Source organism: Acidisoma cellulosilyticum, assembly GCF_020621385.1.
GTDB lineage: Bacteria > Pseudomonadota > Alphaproteobacteria > Acetobacterales > Acetobacteraceae > Acidisoma > Acidisoma cellulosilyticum.
Map to the genome: position 1 here is coordinate 119953 of NZ_JAESVA010000002.1, position 18411 is coordinate 138363.

Annotated in this window: 19 protein-coding genes; 11 read left to right on the forward strand and 8 right to left on the reverse strand. The window is 64.4% G+C overall.

Going from position 1 to position 18411, the window contains the following annotated elements; all coding sequences use genetic code 11:
* Window positions 1-58 precede the first annotated feature (58 nt).
* A complete protein-coding gene (locus ACELLULO517_RS04920; protein ID WP_227306195.1) occupies window positions 59-628 on the forward strand; it encodes a polysaccharide biosynthesis/export family protein in 570 nt (189 codons plus the stop codon).
* Entirely contained in the window at window positions 628-1500 is an 873-nt protein-coding gene (locus ACELLULO517_RS04925) for a penicillin-insensitive murein endopeptidase (RefSeq protein ID WP_227306196.1), read from the forward strand. The genes ACELLULO517_RS04920 and ACELLULO517_RS04925 overlap by 1 nt, the downstream gene beginning before the upstream one ends.
* Before the next feature lie 34 nt (window positions 1501-1534).
* On the opposite strand, the gene ACELLULO517_RS04930 is transcribed toward ACELLULO517_RS04925, so the two are convergent.
* From ACELLULO517_RS04930 to ACELLULO517_RS04940, 3 genes are all read right to left on the reverse strand, one after another.
* Complete coding sequence (locus ACELLULO517_RS04930; protein WP_227306197.1) at window positions 1535-2524, reverse strand: sterol desaturase family protein; 990 nt, start codon at window positions 2522-2524, stop codon at window positions 1535-1537.
* A gap of 14 nt (window positions 2525-2538) precedes the next feature.
* A complete protein-coding gene (locus ACELLULO517_RS04935) occupies window positions 2539-3588 on the reverse strand; it encodes a YncE family protein (protein WP_227306198.1) in 1050 nt (349 codons plus the stop codon).
* 79 nt (window positions 3589-3667) lie between these two features.
* Window positions 3668-5149: a chloride channel protein gene (locus tag ACELLULO517_RS04940; protein WP_227306199.1), complete on the reverse strand. Its 1482-nt coding sequence runs from the start codon at window positions 5147-5149 to the stop codon at window positions 3668-3670.
* A gap of 143 nt (window positions 5150-5292) precedes the next feature.
* Here ACELLULO517_RS04940 and ACELLULO517_RS04945 point away from each other — a divergent pair, with 143 nt between their 5' ends.
* Window positions 5293-6153, forward strand: coding sequence for a LysR family transcriptional regulator (locus ACELLULO517_RS04945; RefSeq protein WP_227306200.1), 861 nt, complete (start codon window positions 5293-5295; stop codon window positions 6151-6153).
* 160 nt (window positions 6154-6313) lie between these two features.
* Window positions 6314-7267, forward strand: coding sequence for a GGDEF domain-containing protein (locus ACELLULO517_RS04950; RefSeq protein WP_227306201.1), 954 nt, complete (start codon window positions 6314-6316; stop codon window positions 7265-7267).
* Between the two features lie 9 nt (window positions 7268-7276).
* On the opposite strand, the gene ACELLULO517_RS04955 is transcribed toward ACELLULO517_RS04950, so the two are convergent.
* Window positions 7277-8182, reverse strand: coding sequence for a LysR family transcriptional regulator ArgP (locus ACELLULO517_RS04955; protein WP_227306202.1), 906 nt, complete (start codon window positions 8180-8182; stop codon window positions 7277-7279).
* Between the two features lie 102 nt (window positions 8183-8284).
* On the opposite strand from ACELLULO517_RS04955, the gene ACELLULO517_RS04960 reads away from it, so the two are divergent.
* On the forward strand, window positions 8285-8893 hold the full coding sequence (locus ACELLULO517_RS04960) for a LysE/ArgO family amino acid transporter (protein ID WP_227306203.1): 609 nt from the start codon (window positions 8285-8287) through the stop codon (window positions 8891-8893).
* A 3-nt stretch (window positions 8894-8896) separates the two neighbouring features.
* Here the strand turns inward: ACELLULO517_RS04960 and ACELLULO517_RS04965 are convergent, their stop codons facing one another.
* Window positions 8897-9688 (reverse strand): helix-turn-helix transcriptional regulator, encoded by a 792-nt coding sequence (locus tag ACELLULO517_RS04965; protein WP_227306204.1) that lies wholly within the window; start codon window positions 9686-9688, stop codon window positions 8897-8899.
* Window positions 9689-9794: 106 nt separating this feature from the next.
* On the opposite strand from ACELLULO517_RS04965, the gene ACELLULO517_RS04970 reads away from it, so the two are divergent.
* Window positions 9795-10529, forward strand: a complete 735-nt coding sequence (locus tag ACELLULO517_RS04970) for a TSUP family transporter (RefSeq protein WP_227306205.1) — start codon at window positions 9795-9797, stop codon at window positions 10527-10529.
* Between the two features lie 18 nt (window positions 10530-10547).
* Here the strand turns inward: ACELLULO517_RS04970 and ACELLULO517_RS04975 are convergent, their stop codons facing one another.
* A complete protein-coding gene (locus tag ACELLULO517_RS04975) occupies window positions 10548-10805 on the reverse strand; it encodes a DUF1127 domain-containing protein (RefSeq protein ID WP_227306206.1) in 258 nt (85 codons plus the stop codon).
* 198 nt (window positions 10806-11003) lie between these two features.
* Here ACELLULO517_RS04975 and ACELLULO517_RS04980 point away from each other — a divergent pair, with 198 nt between their 5' ends.
* Both ACELLULO517_RS04980 and ACELLULO517_RS04985 read left to right on the forward strand, forming a co-directional pair.
* A complete protein-coding gene (locus tag ACELLULO517_RS04980) occupies window positions 11004-11840 on the forward strand; it encodes an NAD(P)-dependent oxidoreductase (protein WP_227306207.1) in 837 nt (278 codons plus the stop codon).
* Window positions 11841-12272: 432 nt separating this feature from the next.
* On the forward strand, window positions 12273-12650 hold the full coding sequence (locus ACELLULO517_RS04985; RefSeq protein ID WP_227306208.1) for a response regulator: 378 nt from the start codon (window positions 12273-12275) through the stop codon (window positions 12648-12650).
* Window positions 12651-12662: 12 nt separating this feature from the next.
* Here ACELLULO517_RS04985 and ACELLULO517_RS04990 read toward each other — a convergent pair whose 3' ends face one another.
* Both ACELLULO517_RS04990 and ACELLULO517_RS04995 read right to left on the reverse strand, forming a co-directional pair.
* Window positions 12663-13964 carry an ArgE/DapE family deacylase gene (locus ACELLULO517_RS04990; protein ID WP_227306209.1) on the reverse strand — a complete coding sequence of 434 codons (1302 nt, stop codon included), beginning with the start codon at window positions 13962-13964 and terminating at the stop codon, window positions 12663-12665.
* A 19-nt stretch (window positions 13965-13983) separates the two neighbouring features.
* Window positions 13984-15552 carry an efflux transporter outer membrane subunit gene (locus tag ACELLULO517_RS04995; RefSeq protein WP_227306210.1) on the reverse strand — a complete coding sequence of 523 codons (1569 nt, stop codon included), beginning with the start codon at window positions 15550-15552 and terminating at the stop codon, window positions 13984-13986.
* Between the two features lie 114 nt (window positions 15553-15666).
* On the opposite strand from ACELLULO517_RS04995, the gene ACELLULO517_RS05000 reads away from it, so the two are divergent.
* From ACELLULO517_RS05000 to ACELLULO517_RS05010, 3 genes are all read left to right on the forward strand, one after another.
* The gene (locus tag ACELLULO517_RS05000) at window positions 15667-16350 is read left to right on the forward strand and encodes a TetR/AcrR family transcriptional regulator C-terminal domain-containing protein (RefSeq protein ID WP_227306211.1); all 684 of its coding nucleotides are present in this window, start codon (window positions 15667-15669) and stop codon (window positions 16348-16350) included.
* Window positions 16347-17762, forward strand: a complete 1416-nt coding sequence (locus ACELLULO517_RS05005) for a dipeptidase (protein WP_319796410.1) — start codon at window positions 16347-16349, stop codon at window positions 17760-17762. Before ACELLULO517_RS05000 ends, ACELLULO517_RS05005 begins: the two co-directional genes overlap by 4 nt.
* A gap of 97 nt (window positions 17763-17859) precedes the next feature.
* Window positions 17860-18231, forward strand: coding sequence for an RT0821/Lpp0805 family surface protein (locus ACELLULO517_RS05010; RefSeq protein WP_227306212.1), 372 nt, complete (start codon window positions 17860-17862; stop codon window positions 18229-18231).
* Window positions 18232-18411 lie beyond the last annotated feature (180 nt).

Here is an 18411-nt window from a genome sequence, read left to right on the forward strand (position 1 = left end):
CCGATAAAGGAAATTTTGTTAATACATCGTTTTGAAATCCTCGATGATGGAGAGCGGCATGGCGCGCAACGGCCAGACGATACTGGCTCTTCTGGCCTTATGTCTCACCAGCGCTTGCGTGCCCGCGGGCAGTGCCCTGCCCCCTTTGCCGCCGCTGACGGAGACCGGGCGTTATCATCTTGGTCCCGGAGACCGCGTCCGCGTCATCGTCTATGGCGACAAGGAACTCTCCGACATTTTCGCGATCGGCGATGACGGTCTTATCTCTCTGCCGCTGGCGGGGGATGTATCGGCCAGCGGATTGACCGCTGACCAACTGGCGCGCAGCATTGCCGCGCAACTCGCGAAAAAGGGCATGATGCAGGACCCCTCGGTCGCGGTGGAGGTCGCGATCTATCGGCCGATCTTCATCCTGGGTGAGGTGGCAAGGCCCGGCCAATATCCGTATGAGCCTGACATGACCGTGATCGCCGCCGTATCGCTGGCCGGCGGCTATACCTATCGCGCCGTGAAGCGCTATGAAGCCGTCGTCAGAACCAAGGGCAAGACAACCCAGCAGGGTCTGACGAGACCGGAAGATCGCCTGGCGCCAGGCGACGTCATCACGATTTTCGATCGGGTTTACTGATGCGTCTTGCCAGGGTTTTTCTGCCTCTCGCGGCCCTTCTTCTGGGTTCCACGGCGATGGCCCAGGCGGCCAGCGGCATCGACGCGGCACTCGGCCCGGTGCGCGGACCCTTGCATATCATCGGCGCCGGCACCGGCTGTATCGTGGGCGCGCAACAGCTGCCGCATGTGGGACTTGGCTACACGGTGATCCGCGCGCCGATCAGCAGTTTCTGGGGCGCGCCGGTGACGCTGTTCGGCGTCGAGACGCTCGCTGCCGAGGCGCGGGCCGATGGCCTGCCCGAGTTGTATGTGGGTGACCTGTCCGGGCCGCGCGGCGGTCCGCTGTCGGGCGGGCATGTCGCTCATCAGCGCGGCGTCGACGTCGATATCTATCTCGATACCCAGCCGAAGCCCAACCTTCCCGCCAGCGCGCTGAACCGGCTGGCGCCGCCGCTGATCGTGCCTTACGGCGCGACCCAGGTCGATCCCGCGCAATGGTCGTCCCAGACCGTGACGCTGATCCATCTGGCGACCCAACTGCCCGGCCTCAATCGCCTGCTGGTCAATCCCGTGATCAAGCGGCAGCTTTGCGACAGCGTGACCGGGGATCGTTCCTGGCTGCACAAGGTGCGGCCATGGTGGGGGCATCGCGGCCATATGCATCTGCATTTCGCTTGCCCCGCGGGTCAGACGGATTGCGTCGATCAGGCGCCGATCCCAGCTGGCGACGGTTGCGACGCCAGCCTCGCCTGGTGGTTCAACGCTGACGGGTCCGTGCGGGTGCCGCCGCCCTCGGCGCCCGGCGCCCAACCCCCGACGCTGCCTGTCGCCTGCGACGCTATTCTGGGGCCGGGTGGCTCCGCGCTGCCGGCCGGCGCGGAAGCGGATTGAGACGAAGAAGGGCGCCTTGCGGCGCCCTTGTTTATTACGAAACGCTGGCCTTCATCTTGGCCTTCGCGCGGGCTTTGCGGTCGCGGCTTTTTTTCAGCATCTGGCCGAAATACAGCAGCCCGCTCCATTGTTGCGCGACATAGCCGCCGGTCGCCATCGCTTCCGGCGCGTTGCGGTCGCCCGTCGCCGGAAAATGGTCCGAGAAGTCGGCCGTGCGGAAGATCATGTCCCAGAACGGAAAGACCGCACCGTAATTGCAGGAAACGCGACCCGCCGCATGCAGCCCGTGATGGATGCGGTGAAAGCGCGGCGAGATCAGCAGCCGGTCGCCCAGCCAACCGAAGGAGATGCGGGCATTGGCATGGCTCAGGCTTTCGACGATGCGCATGAACATCACCAGCAGCGGAAACTGCAGCGGCGGAATGCCGATGGCGAGGCCGATGACCGCGAACCAGACGCCGGAAATCAGATCGTCCAGCATATGGTTGCGGTCATCCGACCAGAAGCTCATCTGCCGCTGGGCATGATGCAAAGCATGCAGCGCGTACCAGCCAAGAAAGGTATGCGACAGCCGGTGTCGCCAGTAGTCCGCGCAATCCAGGATCATGGCATAGACCAGGAAGGTCAGCACCGGATGACCGAGCAACCCCGGTATCAGCGTCTCCATCATCGGCGGGATATAGCCGTGATCGACCACGAAGCCGTTCACCGCCACCTGGATCTGATAGAAGACCAGGAAGCTGAAAATCGGCAGCACGCCGACGCGGGATACCAGCGTGTAGAGCACGTCCGTCACCACGGCCTTCTGGGACGGCCATTTCTCGATCGGGAACAGCGCTTCCAGCGGCCAGCAGATGGCATAGGTCACGACGACGGCGAAAAATCCGTAGACGCAGACAAGCATCCAATCGAAGGAGAGTTCCTCCCACTGCATCCAGCCGAAGTGATAAAGGATCGGGAGGATGACCGTCTGGTCGATCCAGCCGGCGATGGTGCTGAAGAAACGGTCTAGCGGTGAGAACATCCCTGCCCGCTCCTCTATAGTTTTTCCGCGGTGACCAAGCCCGGCCGATCCATCATGGTATTGAGGAAAATGCCGTGCGGAGATCGACCGACGTCGATCGTCTCATAATCGCCCGAAGCCGGGTCCAGCACCGCGACCTTTTCATGAAAGCGCAGCGCGATCCACAGCTTTCCGTCAGGGGCGACCGCGATATCGTCCGGCCCGGCGGCGTGGAAGGGATAGACGCGGCGGATCGCCATGGTCGCCGGGTCAAGGGCCGCCAGCGAACCGCCGACCCGATTGCTGACATAGATGGTCTGACGATCGGGCGTCAGGAAGATGTTATGCGGGCCGATACCCCCTGTCGGGATCTTGCGCAGAACCTGGCCCGAAACGGGGTCGACCTCGGCCACGTAATTCTCGCCCATGACGCAGCAATAGACATGGCCCTTGTACCACATCACCCCGGCCGGCGTGCTGCCGACATGGGACTTCCAGCGCACTGACATGGTGGTGAGGTCGATGGAAACCAGCGTGCCGGGTTCCTGCATGGAGTTGAAGCTCCAGCGCGAATCGGGCGAGAAATCGAGATGGCTAGGCATGCCGCCGACCTTGAAGCGCTTGACCAGCTTCAGGCTGCTGCCGTCATAGACATCGACAAAGTCGAGCCTTAGCGCATTGACGACGAAATAGCGCTCATCCGGCGTATAGCCGATCTGATAGGGATCGGCCATGACCATATGGCCAAGCCCCGCCCCGGTGACAGGGTCCATGATGAACAAGGCATTGCCGCCGGCATCCGCGATATAAAGCTTGCTGCGATCGGGCGACAGCGCCCAATGGCTCGGCTCGCGCAGCGTCGGCACGGTGTTCAGCACCTGGCGCGTTGTCATGTCGATGACGGCGACCGATGCCTCACCCGAATTCATGACGATGGCGAGCGGTTTCATGGCGCCGGCCTGGGCCAGAGACGGCAGCAGCGGCGCGGCGGCGCCGGCCAAGGCGAGGCCCATAAAGCCGCGTCGCCCGGGTGTCAGGCGGTCGGACGGAAGGGAGAAGGCTCGTCGCGAAAGATCAGGTGTCATGCTTGTCATTCGTTGAGTGGCATGGGGAAAGGCGCAACCAACCCGATGTCCGTGTCAGGGCCGCGGTTCTCGGCGGCCGTCATAGCTGCTTCACCTGAGGCAGCGTCTTGATCTGGGTCATGCCCGCATTGTTTAGCATAGTGCGACTGAATAGACAGCCGCCGATGCGCCCCATAAGCCCGCGCGGATTGCGGGCCAAACCCTCGCGTACCGCCATGGCGCCGGCCGTCGCTGCAATCATTGGTATCAAAAAATCCTGCCCGGCGCGGGTGAATTCCATCAGCAGCAGGATAGCCGTGACCGGCATGCGCATGGAGACCGCGAGAAAGGCGGTGGCGCCGACGATGACAAAGGCGCCGAGCGGAATGCCGGTTTGAAAAGCAGCGTTCCATACTTCGCCCAAGGGGACCGAAAGCAGCGAGCCGATGGCCAGGCCCGGCGTCAGCAATCCGCCCTCCGCTCCGGCCAGCAGACAGGCGATCACCGCGACCAGTTTCACGGCCAGCATCAGCACCGCCGAACCGGGGCCTTCCGCGCCGCTGAGGGCCAGCTGGATCGGCCCTTTGCCGTTGCCCGGCAATTGCGGCAGCCAGGCGGTGAGCAGCCCGACCAGCGCGAAAGCCGCCAGAGTGGTGACGATGATCCGCGCATTCTTGGGCGCCCGGCTGCGCGCCCAGGCGGTCAACTCGCTATAGAACAGGCCAGCGACACCGGCGACCGGCCCCATCAGGCAGGCCCAGACCATCAGCCCGGTGCTGACCGGATAATGCGGGAATTGATACTGCCAGTCGGTGCCGAGACCGATCCAGGCGATGACGGTGCCGATGACGGAGGTCGCGAGGGCGACAATGACCACGCGCGGCCGCACGGTCATCAGCAAAACTTCGAGCACGAAGACCGCCCCGGACAGCGGCACGTTATAGACGGCGGCAAGCCCGGCCCCCGCCCCGCAAGCGACCATCAGCCGCGTGTCCTCGACCGTCAGCCCCAGCCGACGGCAGCACCAGCCCGCCAGCACGGCGCCGATTTCGCGCGGGGCCACTTCGCGGCCGAGCGGCGAGCCGAGTGCGACCGTCACGATCTGCAGCAGCGCATGCGCGATTGTGGTGCCCATCGGCATGGGCGGCGCGCCCTCCGTCACGGCCTTCTTGATGCTGACCAAGGGGCGGCCGAAGCGATGCATGGCCCACCAGCCGAAGCCGGCGATAAGGCCGGCGCCGAGCAGCACCAGAAAGCGCCGCCAGGGTGGGGCCGCCGTCACGCCCGCCAGGAAATTCTCGTCGCTGATCACCGCATGCAGGCTGTAGCCGTAAGCGATGTGCTGAATGAAATGCAGCAGTAAAGCGAGGCCCATGCCGCCGATGCCGCCCGCGACGCCCGTCAGCAGCGTCACCAGGATCAACTGCGGCAGCGGTGTCGTGGAGACGGCCGCCGGCAGCGGGTCAGGCTTTGTCTCGATGACGGCCGCATGCGGGATATCCGACGGGATATCCCGGTCGGTATCGGTGGGCGGATGAAAAGGCGCCAGGCTTGTCCTTGTCTCCAGGCTGTCGTCCGGCACCCGCCACTCTCCCTTATGCGACACGGGCTTCAAACCGGCCCGGAGCGCTCTCATGACATGACAGGTTAGGCCCGGCGAGCGTTATTGCCAATCTTGATGAAAAGGATATCAGTAATTGGCTTTAACGATAGCCAGGCCAGGCCATGCTCCATCCCGATCTTCTCCGCTCCTTTGTCGCGGTGGCCGAAGCAGGCGGCTTCTCGCTCGCTGCCCGGCGCCTCGGCCTCGGCCAATCGACCGTCAGCCAGCATATCAAGCGGCTGGAAGATGCGATCCACCGCCCGGTCTTCGCGCGCGACACCCATTCGGTGACCTTGACGCCCGACGGCGACACGCTGCTGGCTTTGGCAAGGCAGGTGCTTGCGGCCCAGGATCGGCTGCTGCAGGTCATGACCGGCACCGCCACGCGCGGCCGGCTGCGCCTGGGCGTGTCGGAGGATTTCGCGGCGGCCGGCCTGCGGGCGGTTCTGCAGGATTTCGCGCGCCTGCACCCGACGGTCGATGTCGCGCTCACGGTCGGGCTCAGCGTGCCGTTGTATGAGCGTTTCGATTCCGGCGACCTGGATGTCATCTTCGTCAAGCGCCGCACGGGGGATCGCCGTGGCGCGGTCGTCTGGCGCGAGCGTCTGGTCTGGCTCGGCCAGAACGGCATTCGGCCGGACCCGCATGCGCCGCTGCCGCTATTGCTCTATCCCTCGCCCAGCATCACGCGCGGCCGTGCGCTGACGGCGCTGGAAGCCGCCGGGCGAAGCTGGCGGATTGCTTGCACAAGCGGCAGCCTCAATGGGCTTTACGCAGCGGCTGAGGCCGGCCTGGGGCTGATACCGCATTCCGGGCGGTTGCGGCCGACAGGGCTGGCGGTGCTCTCTCCCTCCCCCACGCTCGTCTTGCCGGATTTGGGGGAGATCGAATTCGTCGTCATCGGGCCGGGATCACACAACCTTTTGGCGGAAAGCCTGCTCGATATTTTTCAGTCCTATGCCCTGCAATTGCCTTCGCGTTAAGCTTGTGCCGGAAAGCAAGACCGCGTCGGCCTTGAACGGGCTTGCCATCGGTGCGATGGGCCAATAGACCGGCTAAGTCTGAGATGCGCATCATGCTTGACTGCGCACCAGCTTTATCGGAGCCCAATTGGTTTCCGGAGACCGAACCGGAACCGCGATCATGTGGAGACATCATCTGGCCGCCGCCATTGCACGGGAAAACCTGGAGACGTCGCGATCGCCCGACGATCTGAGCTTCGAAATCGGGGCATCGGTGACCGATGTGCTCGGCCTGTTACCCATGGGCGTGCAGGTCGACGATCTCAATCACCGGACCATCTACGTAAACGACAAGTTTACGCAGATGCTGGGCTATACGCTGGCGGATATCGCCGACCTGGATGACTGGTTTGCGCGTGCCTATCCGGATCCGATCGAGCGGACAAGAATACGCCAGGACTGGACGGCAAGACTGGCGCATGCCGAGGCGACGCAGACGGAAATACCGATCATCGAGCGCACGCTGACCTGCAAGAGCGGCGAGAAGAAAGTCATCGAGTTCCATGTTCGTCGCGTTGGAAACTACTATATTTATCTGAATACCGATGTTTCGGCGCGCCATCACATGGAAGCCGAACTCCGCCGTCTCGCCTATACCGATTCGCTGACCAAGCTTTCCAACCGCCGGCATTTTTTCGAAATCGGCGAGGCGCTGATCACCGACCGCGACCAGCCTTTGGTTGCCCTGATGTTCGACCTCGATCATTTCAAAGCCTTGAACGACCAATACGGCCATCGCATCGGCGATGAGGTTCTGGCGGAAGTGGCAGACCGCTGCCGCAAGGCATTGCGCAGCAGCGATCACATCGCCCGGCTGGGCGGCGAGGAATTCGGCGTGCTTCTGCCGAACAGCAGTCCGGCATTCGCGGCCAGGATTGCCGAAAGATTGCGCCGGTCGGTGGCGGCAACGCCGGCCTCCGCGCGGGTGCGCGACGTGCATGTCACCATCAGCATCGGTGTGGCCTCCGCCAGCGTCGCGGAGGTCGATATCGATACGTTGATGAGCCGCGCCGATCGCGCGCTTTACGCGGCCAAACGTGGCGGACGCAACCAGATCTGCTTCGCCGAAGACTGAGTGCAGGCTTCAGGACAGGCGAATTAACCGCGCCGCCGCCGCTGCCGTCACGGCCCTTGTAAGCGGGGCGATCAGATCGGCCGCGAGGCGGTTGACCTGCCAATAGAGCGGCACGTCCAGCGGCCGTCCGGGCAGCAGATCGACCAGCCGCCCGGCATCGACATGGTGCTGCGCCAGCAGCACCGGGTTCATGCACCAGCCGATGCCCGCCAGACAGCCATCGAGAAAGGCATGGGTCGACGGCAGGCAATGCGTCGGGCAATCCGGCTCGCGGCCCAGCACCGTCTTCATCCAGCCGCTTTGCAAACTGTCGTGCCGGTTGAAGGTCAGCACGGGCGCCTGGGCGAAAGCGGTCTCGGTCAGCCCTTCCGCGAAATGCCGGTCAGCGAAGTCAGGGCTGGCATTGGCGAGGTAGCGCAGGGCGCCCAAGGAAACGCGACGGCAGCCGGTCACAGGCTGCTCGCGGCTCGTGACGGCCGCGACGACCCGGCCATGGGCCAGCCAATCCGCTGTCCGCCCCTCCTCATCGACCGTCAGATCCAGCAGCACCCCGGTCTCCCGCGTGTATTGGGCGGCGGCGTCCAGAAACCACGTCGCGAGACTGTCGGCATTGACGGCGATATGCAGCGTCACCCGCGGGGACGGCCCGTCATCCCGCGCGAGGCCCGGCAGTTGTTGCAGCAGCGCGCGTTCCAGCAGGCCGACCTGTTCCAGATGGCGGCAGAGCCATTCGCCCTTTTCGGTCGCGATACAGGGATTGCCGCGCTGGATGAGGAAGAAGCCGAGCCTGTCCTCCAGCGCCTTGACCCGCTGGGACACGGCCGAGGGCGTCACATGCAGCAGCTTCGCGGCCTTTTCGAAACTGCCGGTCTGCACCACGGCGCCGACGGCGCGCAGGCCGCCATAGTCGATCATGGATTAGTTTTCCTTAATTCACCTTATGGAAGTTAACTGGCCTGAATTAAATGCGCCAGACTAAGCAGGCAACGACCCCTTTTGCCCCGAAAGTGCGCTGCCATGTCCGTCCCTGTCTTTCTCACCGGCCTTGCCATGGGCCTCAGCCTTATCGTCGCCATCGGCGCGCAGAATGCCTTCGTGCTGCGCCAGGGATTGCTCGGCCGTTTCGTCTGGCCGGTGACGCTGGTCTGCGCGCTCTCGGATACCGTGCTGATCGTGGTGGGCGTGCTGTGCTTCCATCAGGTCGCGCAGGTCCTGCCGGCCTTCGAGCCGGTCATGCGCTATGGCGGTGCGGCGTTCCTTACCCTTTATGCCGCGCGCAACCTCCATTCCGCTTTCACGGGGTCGGGCGCATTGGCAGCGGCGGAGACTGACGGCGGCTCGCTGTCCAAGACCATCCTGCTCTGCCTGGCGCTGACCTGGCTCAACCCGCATGTCTATCTGGATACGCTGGTTTTGCTCGGCAGCCTGTCGGCGCAGTTTCACGGTCAGCAGATGAGTTTCGCGACCGGCGCCATTACCGGCTCCTTCCTGTTCTTCATCGCGCTGGGCCAGGGGGCCGCCTGGTTGCGCCCGCTGCTCGCCCGTCCACGCGTCTGGCAGGCGGTGGAGGTGCTGATCGCGCTGACCATGGCCGCGACGGCGCTGCGCCTGGTGCTGATGCGATAAGGATCAGGCTGTCTCTGGCAGAAAGACGATGATGCGCAGATCCGGCATCGCTTCCGGCAGCAGAACCTGATGGCGGAAGCGGCGTTCGCCGTGGCGCGGGGAGATGAGATGCGTCACCCCCTCCCCGGCATCGCTCACGTCATGCGCCGCCCATAGACGCCGGAAGTCGGCGCTCACCGCATTCAGGTCGCTGATCAGCGTCTGGAAGATCGCCGCATCGGCGGCCTGGCCGAAATTGAGCCGAAATCGCGCGACGAGCGCGCGTGCGTCCCCCTCCCAATCCGGCATGCTGCGGCGGTGATAGTCGCGCGTAAAGATCAGCCGCAGCAGATTGCGCTCCTCCGGCGGAAAGACCGCAAAATTCCCGAACATGGCGGTATTGGCGTCATTCCAGCCGAGGACGTCGAAGCGGGCATTGCGCAGATAGGCGGGTGCCGCGATCGCCTGCAGAACGGGTTGCAGGCGCCCGGCCGCCTCATCCGGCTTCGGCATCGTTGGCAGAGGCGGCAGCCGATGCTGGGCGAGCGCAAAAAGATGCGTCCGCTCGGCCTCGCTGAGTTGCAAGGCGCCCGCCAGATTGTCCAGAAAGCCGGCCGACACCTGGATCGGCTTGCCTTGTTCCAATGCCGTGTACCAGGTGAGGCCGATACCGGCGGCGGCCGCCAGTTCCTCCCGCCGCAGACCCGGCTTGCGCCGCGTGCGGCCGGCGGGAAATCCGAAGGCGGCCGGCGCCAGACGGGCCCGTCGCAGCCGCAGGAAGTCCGCCAGTTCCGATCGCGCCCCCTGGTCCAGCATCTGCCCTCCCGCCCCGCTATCACTCCCGGCGATAGCATAATTTCCAGCCTGCACCACCGCGCCCGGCCATGCCATCGCTCGGCCAGGTTTTGGGAAGCGATATTCGGTGCAAGCTTGGCTATTGGTGGGGCTGGCCGCCGCTGTCGCCGGCTTTTCGCGGGGCTTCGCGGCCTTCGGCACGGCGATGATCTATGTGCCGCTGGTCACGCTCGCCTATGACGCGAAAACGGCGGTGGTGACTTTGTTTCTGGTCGATCTGCTGCCCTCGGTCCCGCTGGTCCGCACAGCGGCGCGGGACTGCGAATGGCGCCCGACCATCCTCTGCATGGCGCTGGGTGCGGCGGCACTCAGCCCTGTCGGGGTCATCCTGCTTCTGATGGTGCCGGCGCGCGACGTCATGGCCATTCTCGGCCTCGTGCTGATCGCCGCGACCTCGTACCTGCTGCTCGGCCCCCGCCTGCATCTTGCGGGCGGCGCGGGCCAGAGCCTGATCGCGGGCGCCGTTTCAGGCCTTGCCGGCGGGATCTGCGGAATCTTCGGACCGCCGGCGATGATCTATCTGCTCGGTCGGCAGTCGGACGCGGCCACCACAAGGGCCAATGCCGTCATCTTCCTGACGGGCGAGAGCCTGCTCCTCGGCGCGACCTACCTGCTCTATGGCATGGTGACGCGACGGATGCTTGTGCTGGCAGTGGTGCTGATGCCGCTCTACGGCGCCTGTCTTTGGCTCGGCGCGCATAGTTTTGCGGGCGTCAGCGACGTGCTTTATCGACGCTTGGTTCTGGGACTGCTTTGGCTCGTGGCGGCCGCGATCCTCATCCACGCGCTGCTGGCGCTGTAGGGCGCCTGCGCCGTCCGATCAGGCGCGGTAGGTGCCGGCGGCGACAGCGCGGATCTCGAAGCGGGTCAGGCCGAGTTCAGCCAGTTCACGGTCGGTATAGGTGTTCAGTTCGCGGACCATTTGAAGGCGCGCACGGGCGGACTGACGCTCGACGCGGACAAAGGCAACAAGGCGCTTCACCGCATTGGCGACAAGCGTCAGGCCAAGGAAGTCAATCGCCTGGGTGCCGGCAGTCGGGGCGAAGCGAGTGTCGGAGGTTTCGGTCAGGATCGTCATGGTAGGGTCTCTCATTTGTTCTGTGAGACGACATTAGCTCATTCCAGACTCACTGTCTAGGGAATTGTGCATATGTCATCGGTCACAACAAATGTCATTTTGTGACGTGCCGTCACTCGGCCCCTGCCCTCTGGCGGTCTTGCCCAAGGGCCGCCCCTTGCCCGACAATCGAGAACCGCAAGGAAGGACATCATCCGCATGGCTGTCGCGATTATTGCTCCGGGCGCCATGGGCGCTGCGATCGGCCAGCGGCTTGTCGAAAACGGTGTCGAGGTCCGAACCTCCCTTACCGGACGCAGCCCTTCCAGCCGGCAGCGCGCCGAGGCGGCCGGCCTGCAGCCGGTCTCGGACGAGGCGATCGCGGCCTGCGATTTCATCCTGTCGATCGTGCCGCCGGGGGAAGCGCTGGCCTTGGCGACCCGCCTTGCGCCGGTCCTGGCGCAGACGACCCATCGCCCCGTCTATGTCGATTGCAACGCGATCAGCCCGGCGACGGCGCAGACGGTTTCAATGGCGTTCCCCTCGCCCCAGGTCAGGTTTGTCGACGGCAGCATCATCGGCGGTCCGCCGAAACCGGGGACGCGCGGACCGTCGCTTTATGTCTCGGGCGCCGATGCGACGGCTTTGACCGCCCTGAACGCCCATGGATTGGTCGTGAAGCTTTTGGACGATCGTATCGGCAGCGCCTCCGCGCTCAAGATGAGCTATGCGGGGATCACCAAGGGGCTGACCGCGCTGGGATCGGCCATGATATTGGCGGCTGGCCGCCACGGCGCGGCGGAGGCCCTGCGGGCGGAACTCGCGGAGAGCCAGCCGGAGCTATTGCAGCGCTTCGCGCAGAGCGTGCCGGACATGGCGCCGAAGGCCTATCGCTGGGTCGCGGAAATGGAGGAGATCGCTGACTTCGCGGGTGAGGATGCGGCGATCCGCGATATCTATCTTGGCATGGCCAGGCTTTATGCGGACCTCGCCGAGGATCAGGCCGGAGACAAGGCAAAAGCCGCGCATTTGCGCGCCTTTCTGCAAGGGTCCTAGAGCCTGTCGGGTTTTAATAGAATCCTGGCCGAACCTCACTGATCGTCGCCCGCGGCCTGTCCGGCCGAGCCTCGTGCCGCGGGTCTACCCGTGGTCGTGCCCAGACGCCGTTGAGGCGCCGCACCGGGTAGGTCCGCGCAACAAGTGCGCGGATGACGAAGTGTGGACGGAGCGGCCGGTTAGGTGCGGCCGGCCAGGCGCGGCCGATCAAACCTGACAGGCTCGCGATACCGTCCATTCGGGGAGACTGTTTCCGGTTGTGTTATCACCTGACAGTTGCCCATCGATAATAATCATGCCGATCTCAGGCGACGGCCGCTTGCCGTTGCGTCTTCGCCGTCTGCCGGCCGCCATCCTTATCCGGGCACAAAGGCTTGTCATCTTCGGCCTGCCCCGCAAATATACCAGGGACGCGATTTTAAGGACGCCATCGTGACTGAACATCGCCTCGCTGGCCGTCGCGTACTCCTCGTGGAGGATGACAAGACCGTTTCCGCGCGCATCGAGGATATGCTGGACAAGCTCGGATGCGTCATTGTCGGTCCGTTTCGACATTTGCCGGAAGCGCGAGAGGCCGCCAGAATATCGCAAGTCGACTTGGCGCTGCTCGACGTCAATCTGGTTGGCGTCTTGAGCTATCCGGTGGCCGAGATCCTGGCGGAACGGAAGATCCCCTTCATCCTGCTGACCGCCTATGGCGTGCATGCCTTGCCTGCGGACCGGCCGGACTGGCAATGGCATGCCAAGCCGTTTCAGGAGGCGGAACTGGTGGCGAGGATTGAAGGCTTGGTCGAGCAAGGCGGCATTTAGCCCGGCAGCCTGTCAGCCGCTAACCTTCTCCAATCCGCACCAGCCGGCGATCAGCAGCGCCAGCGCCTTTGTCACGTCCGTGACGCTTGCAAGATCAACCCATTCGTCGATGCCGTGGATATTCTCGCCTTCCGGCCCGTAGCAGGTCGCTTCTGTGCCCTGATACAGCGTGTAGAAACGCGCGTCCGTCAGCGCATGCATGGCCGTCGGCTGTAGCGTCTCGCCGGTCAGGTCGCGGTGGCAGGCCGAGATCGCCTGCGAAATGCTTTGGCTCGCCGGGAAGATGGCGCCGTCGGCCATGAAGCCGCGAAACTGCACATCGACCGTGGTGCCGGCCAGACGCGGATCGGCCGCCACCTTCGCCACCAGCGCTTCGATATCGGCCTTGGTATCGCGGCAGGAATAGCCGGGCATGACACCGACGCGCATGCCGATGCGCGCGCGGGTCGCGACCGAACTGTTCCATTCCCCACCCTCGATCGTGCCGAAATTGACGTTGATCGGGTGATTATGGCCGGCATAGGCCGGGTGGCGGCGGTCAGCCTCGTTCATCCGCGCCTCATAGGCGCGGAAGGCTTCCGAGACGATATAGGCGGCCTCGATGGCATTGATACCGGACAGCTTCTGCGACACATGAACAGGCTTGCCGGTGACGGTGACCCAGGCCCAGACGACGCCGACTTCGGCGGTCAACAGGCGCTGGCCGGGCTCCGGTATCAGGCAGGCATCCGGCTTGGGCAGCGCCTGCATCACCGCGAGCGCGCCATTGCCGGTGCATTCCTCCTCAATGACGGCGGCCATCTGCAATTCGGCGGCCGGCTGAAAACCGGCCTCCCGCAGGGCGGCATAGGCCATGAGATAGGAGACGACGCCGGCCTTCATGTCGCAGGCGCCGCGACCATATAGGCGTCCGTCCCGCACCGAAGGCTCGAAAGGCGGTGTCGTCCATAGATCGGCCGCGCCCACCGGCACGACATCGATATGCCCTTGCAGCATCAGGCTGCGGCCGAGCCTTTCGCGCGGGGTATGGATGGCGACGACATTGTCCCGGCCCGCTGCGTAGGGGATCAAGGGCGGGGAGAGACCGGGATGGTCCGCCAGCGCCGCCGGATCCACGCCGACGCGCCTCGGCGACAGGCCAAGCTCGCCGTAGATTTCGGCCATATCCGCAAGGCAACTGGCTTCGTCACCCAGCAGGCTCGGGTGACGCACCAGCCGGGACAAGGTTTCGGTGGAGCGCGCCTGCAACCCCTCGACCGCCTGGAGGATGGCGCGTTTCGCGCCGGGGTCGATCGGCAGAAGGCTGTCGCTCATCGGTGGAGATGGTCCTTAACTAGCTCGCATTGCCCTGGGTGATGGCCGTCTTGATGGTCTGGCCGATGGAGGCATTGGGCTCGGCCTCCATTGCCGGCGTCGGGAAAGCGTCTTCCCAACCGCCGCCGAGCGCCAGATACAGCGAGACGAGATCGGTCGAAACCGCCGCCGTGCTGTCCTCATATTCGCGCGCACTGGACAGCACGCTCTGCTGTGCATTCAGCACGTCGATATAGGTCGCGATGCCTTCCGTGTAGCGTTGCTGGGCGAGCGCGAAGGCCTTCTGATCGGCCAGAACGGCGCGGCCGAGCAGCACGCGGCGCTGCTGCTCCTTGTCGTAATTTGTCAGCGCGGTATCGACATCCGAGAAGGCCGTCAGCACGGCCTTGTCATAGGCGATCATCGCTTCCTTCTGTTGTTGCTTGCGCAGATGCAGCGTCTCGACCAGCTTGCCGCCCTGGAAGATGGGGACCGAGACCATGCCGCCCAGGACGTAGGTGCGGGCGGCGGTGGTGAACAGATCCTGCGTCGCGCCGGATTGGATGCCGAAGAAGCCGAGCAGGTCGAAGGTCGGGAAGAAACTGGCGACGGCGACGCCGATATTGGCCGTCGCCTCGTGCAGATTGGCTTCCGCCTCCATCACGTCTGGGCGGCGGCGCAGCAGGTCGGACGGCAGGCCGACCGGCACGATGGCCGGGGTCGGCGGCACAACTTCCGGCGTATCAAGTTCGGCCGCCAAGGCACGCGGCCCCTCGCCCAGCAGCAGGCTCAGCGCGTTGATATATTGCGCGACGGACTGTTCAGAGGTCGGCACCGTCGCTTCCGTCGTCGTCAGCTGGGCCTGTTCCTGCGCGACGTCGAGCTGGTCGGTGAGGCCGGCATTGGCGCGCTGCTGCGTCAGGTTCAGCAGGTTCTGCGCCGTGCGCACATTGTCCTGCGCGATCTTCAGCTGCATCTGGGCATTGCGCATCTGCAGATAGTCGCGCGCAACCTCCGCCATCATCTGAATGACCGTGCCGCGCCGATCGATTTCCTGCGCCTGGATGGCAGCATTGCCGGCTTCGACCTGACGGCGGACCTTACCCCACAGATCGACGGTCCAAGTCGCGTCGAACCCGTATTGGTAGAGCGACAGCGGGTTGATGTCGCCGGAGGAACCCGAACTGCCTGAGCTTGAACTGCTGCTGCCGAGGGAGAACTTGTCGCTGGGCTTGATATCGGCGGCCGTAACATTGCCGCTGACGGTCGGGAAAAAGGCCGAGGCGGTGACGCCGGCATTGGACCGCGCTTCCGCCACGCGCACCGTCGCCGTCAGCACATCGAGATTCTGCGCCACGGCGCGCTGTTCCAGCGAATTCAGCTCGGGGTCGTTGAAGCTTTGCCACCATTCGACCTGGATCGGTGCGACCTGCGGCTGGCTGCGCCCTGTGGCCGAGGCACGGCCGTCCAGGAAGGAGGACGGGTCATAGGGTGGGGTCGGGTGCTTGAAGTCCGGCCCCATCGTGCAGCCGGCCACCGCCAGCATCAGAACCGACGAAATCAGCGGTCGTGAGAAGGCCAGCCGTTTCTTGCGAAGGGCTCGTCTCATGTCTTGGGCCACCAGAGCCGCTCCTGCCATGCGCTTTGACCGAACGGTTCGGTTAGCCGCTTGTATGATAGAAAGGGTGCGGCCATTGTCAAACCACGCGCAGGATGAATGAACGTGGACCTAGCCGGTAACTCTCATAAGTTTGATATCACTTCTCCTCCCGACCGCGGGGGTGACGCGCTGTCGCCGGAGCGACGACGCGCCATCGTCGATGGCGCCGGCCGGGTCTTTGCCCGCGACGGGTATGAGGGCGCCAGCATGGCCGATATCGCGCGGGAAGTGGGCGTGTCCAAAGGCACCCTGTACAATTATTTCCCCAGCAAAGCCGCGCTTTTCAGCGGGTTCATCTCCAACGGCTGCGATGAGACGCTGAAGCATATTCTGACGATCGCGCCGCCCGAGAATACGCCCGAGGAGACGCTGCGCCGCGTCGCCGTCGCGGTGATGGAGATGATGCTGTCGCCCTTCCGTCAGGCCATCTATCGCATGGTGATGTCGGAGGCTTTGAAATTTCCGGAACTCGCCCGTGCCTTCTTCGAAGCCGGCCCCAGCCGGGCGCTGAACTACCTCTCGACCTGGCTGCGACAGGAGGCCGGGCGCGGCCGTTTGCTGGTGCCGGACCCTGATTTCGCGGCAGAGCAGTTTTTTGCGCTCTGTCAGACCAAGCTCGTCATGCGCTCGCGCCTGCGGCTGATCGAAACCGCCGATCCGGCAGAGGTAGATCGTGTCGTCGATGGTGCGATTGGCGTTTTTCTGAAAGCCTATGCGGCGCCGCGTTTGGAGGATCGAAATTCATGACATTGACCTACGACCCGACCCCTGAGGTTCTGGCCGAAATCGACCGCAGCCAGGACGAAGCCCGGCACAGGCTGTTCGATTTCCTGGCGATCCCCAGCATCAGCGCCCAGCCTGACCATGCCGGCGATTGCGCTGCCGCCGCGCGCTGGCTAGCCCATGAATTCGCCTCCGTCGGCTTCGCGACCGAAATGCGCCAGACGCCCGGCCATCCGATCGTGGTCGGCCATTATCCGGGGCCGGACGGCGTCGACCCAGCCTCCCTCCCCCATATCCTGTTCTACGGCCATTACGATGTGCAGCCGGCCGATCCGCTGGATTTGTGGGAAAGCCCGCCTTTCGAGCCGCAGCTGGTGCCGGGGCCGCAGGGGCCACGCATCGTCGCGCGCGGGGCGGTGGACGATAAGGGGCAGGTCGCCTGTTTTCTGTGGGCCTGCCGTGCCTGGTACAACACGACCGGCGGTCTGCCGATTCGCGTCACCTTGCTTCTGGAAGGCGAGGAAGAGGTCGGCTCCGCCAATCTTGAGGCTTTCATTGCAGCCAATAAAAGCCTGCTGAAAGCCGATGTCGCGCTGATCAGCGATACCGGCATGTGGGACCGCACGACGCCTGCGCTGACCACCCGGTTGCGCGGGATGGTCTATACGCAGATCGATCTGGTCGGGCCGGACAAGGACCTGCATTCCGGCATGTATGGCGGTGCGGCGCTGAACCCGATCAATGCGCTGACGAAGATTTTGGGCGACCTGCATGACGATCAGGGCCGCGTGCAGATCCCGGGCTTCTACAAGGGTGTCGATGAATTGCCGCCGTCGCTGGCAGCGCAATGGGCCGGGCTCGGCTTCGATGAACCCGCGATGCTGGCCTCGATCGGCCTGACCGACCCCGCCGGCGAGACCGGACGCTCGGCGCTGGAACGGATGTGGGCGCGGCCGACGGCCGATCTCAACGGTATCTGGGGTGGCTATATCGGGGCCGGGGCAAAGACCGTCATCGCTTCCCACGCTCATGCCAAGCTGTCGTTCCGCCTTGTGGGGAAACAGGACCCGGCCGCCATCATGGCCGGGTTGAAACAGTTCCTGGCCGAGCGCACGCCGGCCGGCGCACAGATTAAGGTGCAGGATTTCGGCGGTAATCCAGCGGTGGAGGTCTCGACCGAGGGGCCCTTCATCGCGGCGGCCGAGGCAGCCTTGTCCGAGGAATACGGCAAGGCGCCGGTGCTGATGGGCTGCGGCGGCTCCATTCCCGTCGTGGGCACCTTGAAGGCCCAACTCGGCTTGGACACCATTCTGATGGGTTTCGGCCTGGACGACGATCAGGTGCATAGTCCGAACGAGAAATTCGAATGGTCCTGCTATCTGGGCGGCGCGCGCAGCCATGCCCGCCTGTTGGCGAAACTCGCCGCGCTTCGCTGAGGATACCGCAATCTATCGCGTCGCGGTTGCCGAGAGCGCCGTGGCGCGATAAGCCGGATCGACTAAGGTTTCCAATCCGGTGAGCCAGGAGCGTCTTATGCTGCGTCAATCCCTATCGATCATGGTGGCGTCTCTGGGTCTTGCCTTCGCGCTTGCCCCTGCCCTGGTGACGCCGGCCGCGGCCCAGTCGATGCAGACCTATCTGCCGCGCCGCCTGACCGGCAGTGACATGAAGATCCTCTCCTATGAAGCGGGCAAGCTGGGGCCGCAGGGACCGCAAAAGGAAAGCTGGAAGAACCCTAAGACGGGCAATTCCGGCACCGTCACCTTCCTGCGCCAGTATCACAAGTCGGGCATGGAATGCCGCGGCTTCCGCTACACCTTCCATACCGGCACGGCCCAGGATGGCCTGCCCTATAAGCTGAACTGGTGCGAGCGCAGCCCCGGCGACTGGGCGATCGCGAACTGATCACGGGTCATAGGACCGGCTGACAGGACCGGCGCGGCTTCTTCGCGCCGGTTTTTGCGTTTTTAAGCGCCTTGGCCCTGTTCAGCCTGTCTCTCCGCGCTATCCTCTGACCCGTGACGGCCGATTGTGCCGTCCCCGCAGATCAAAACCAAAAAATGCGGGATTGTTCGGGAGGGTTTC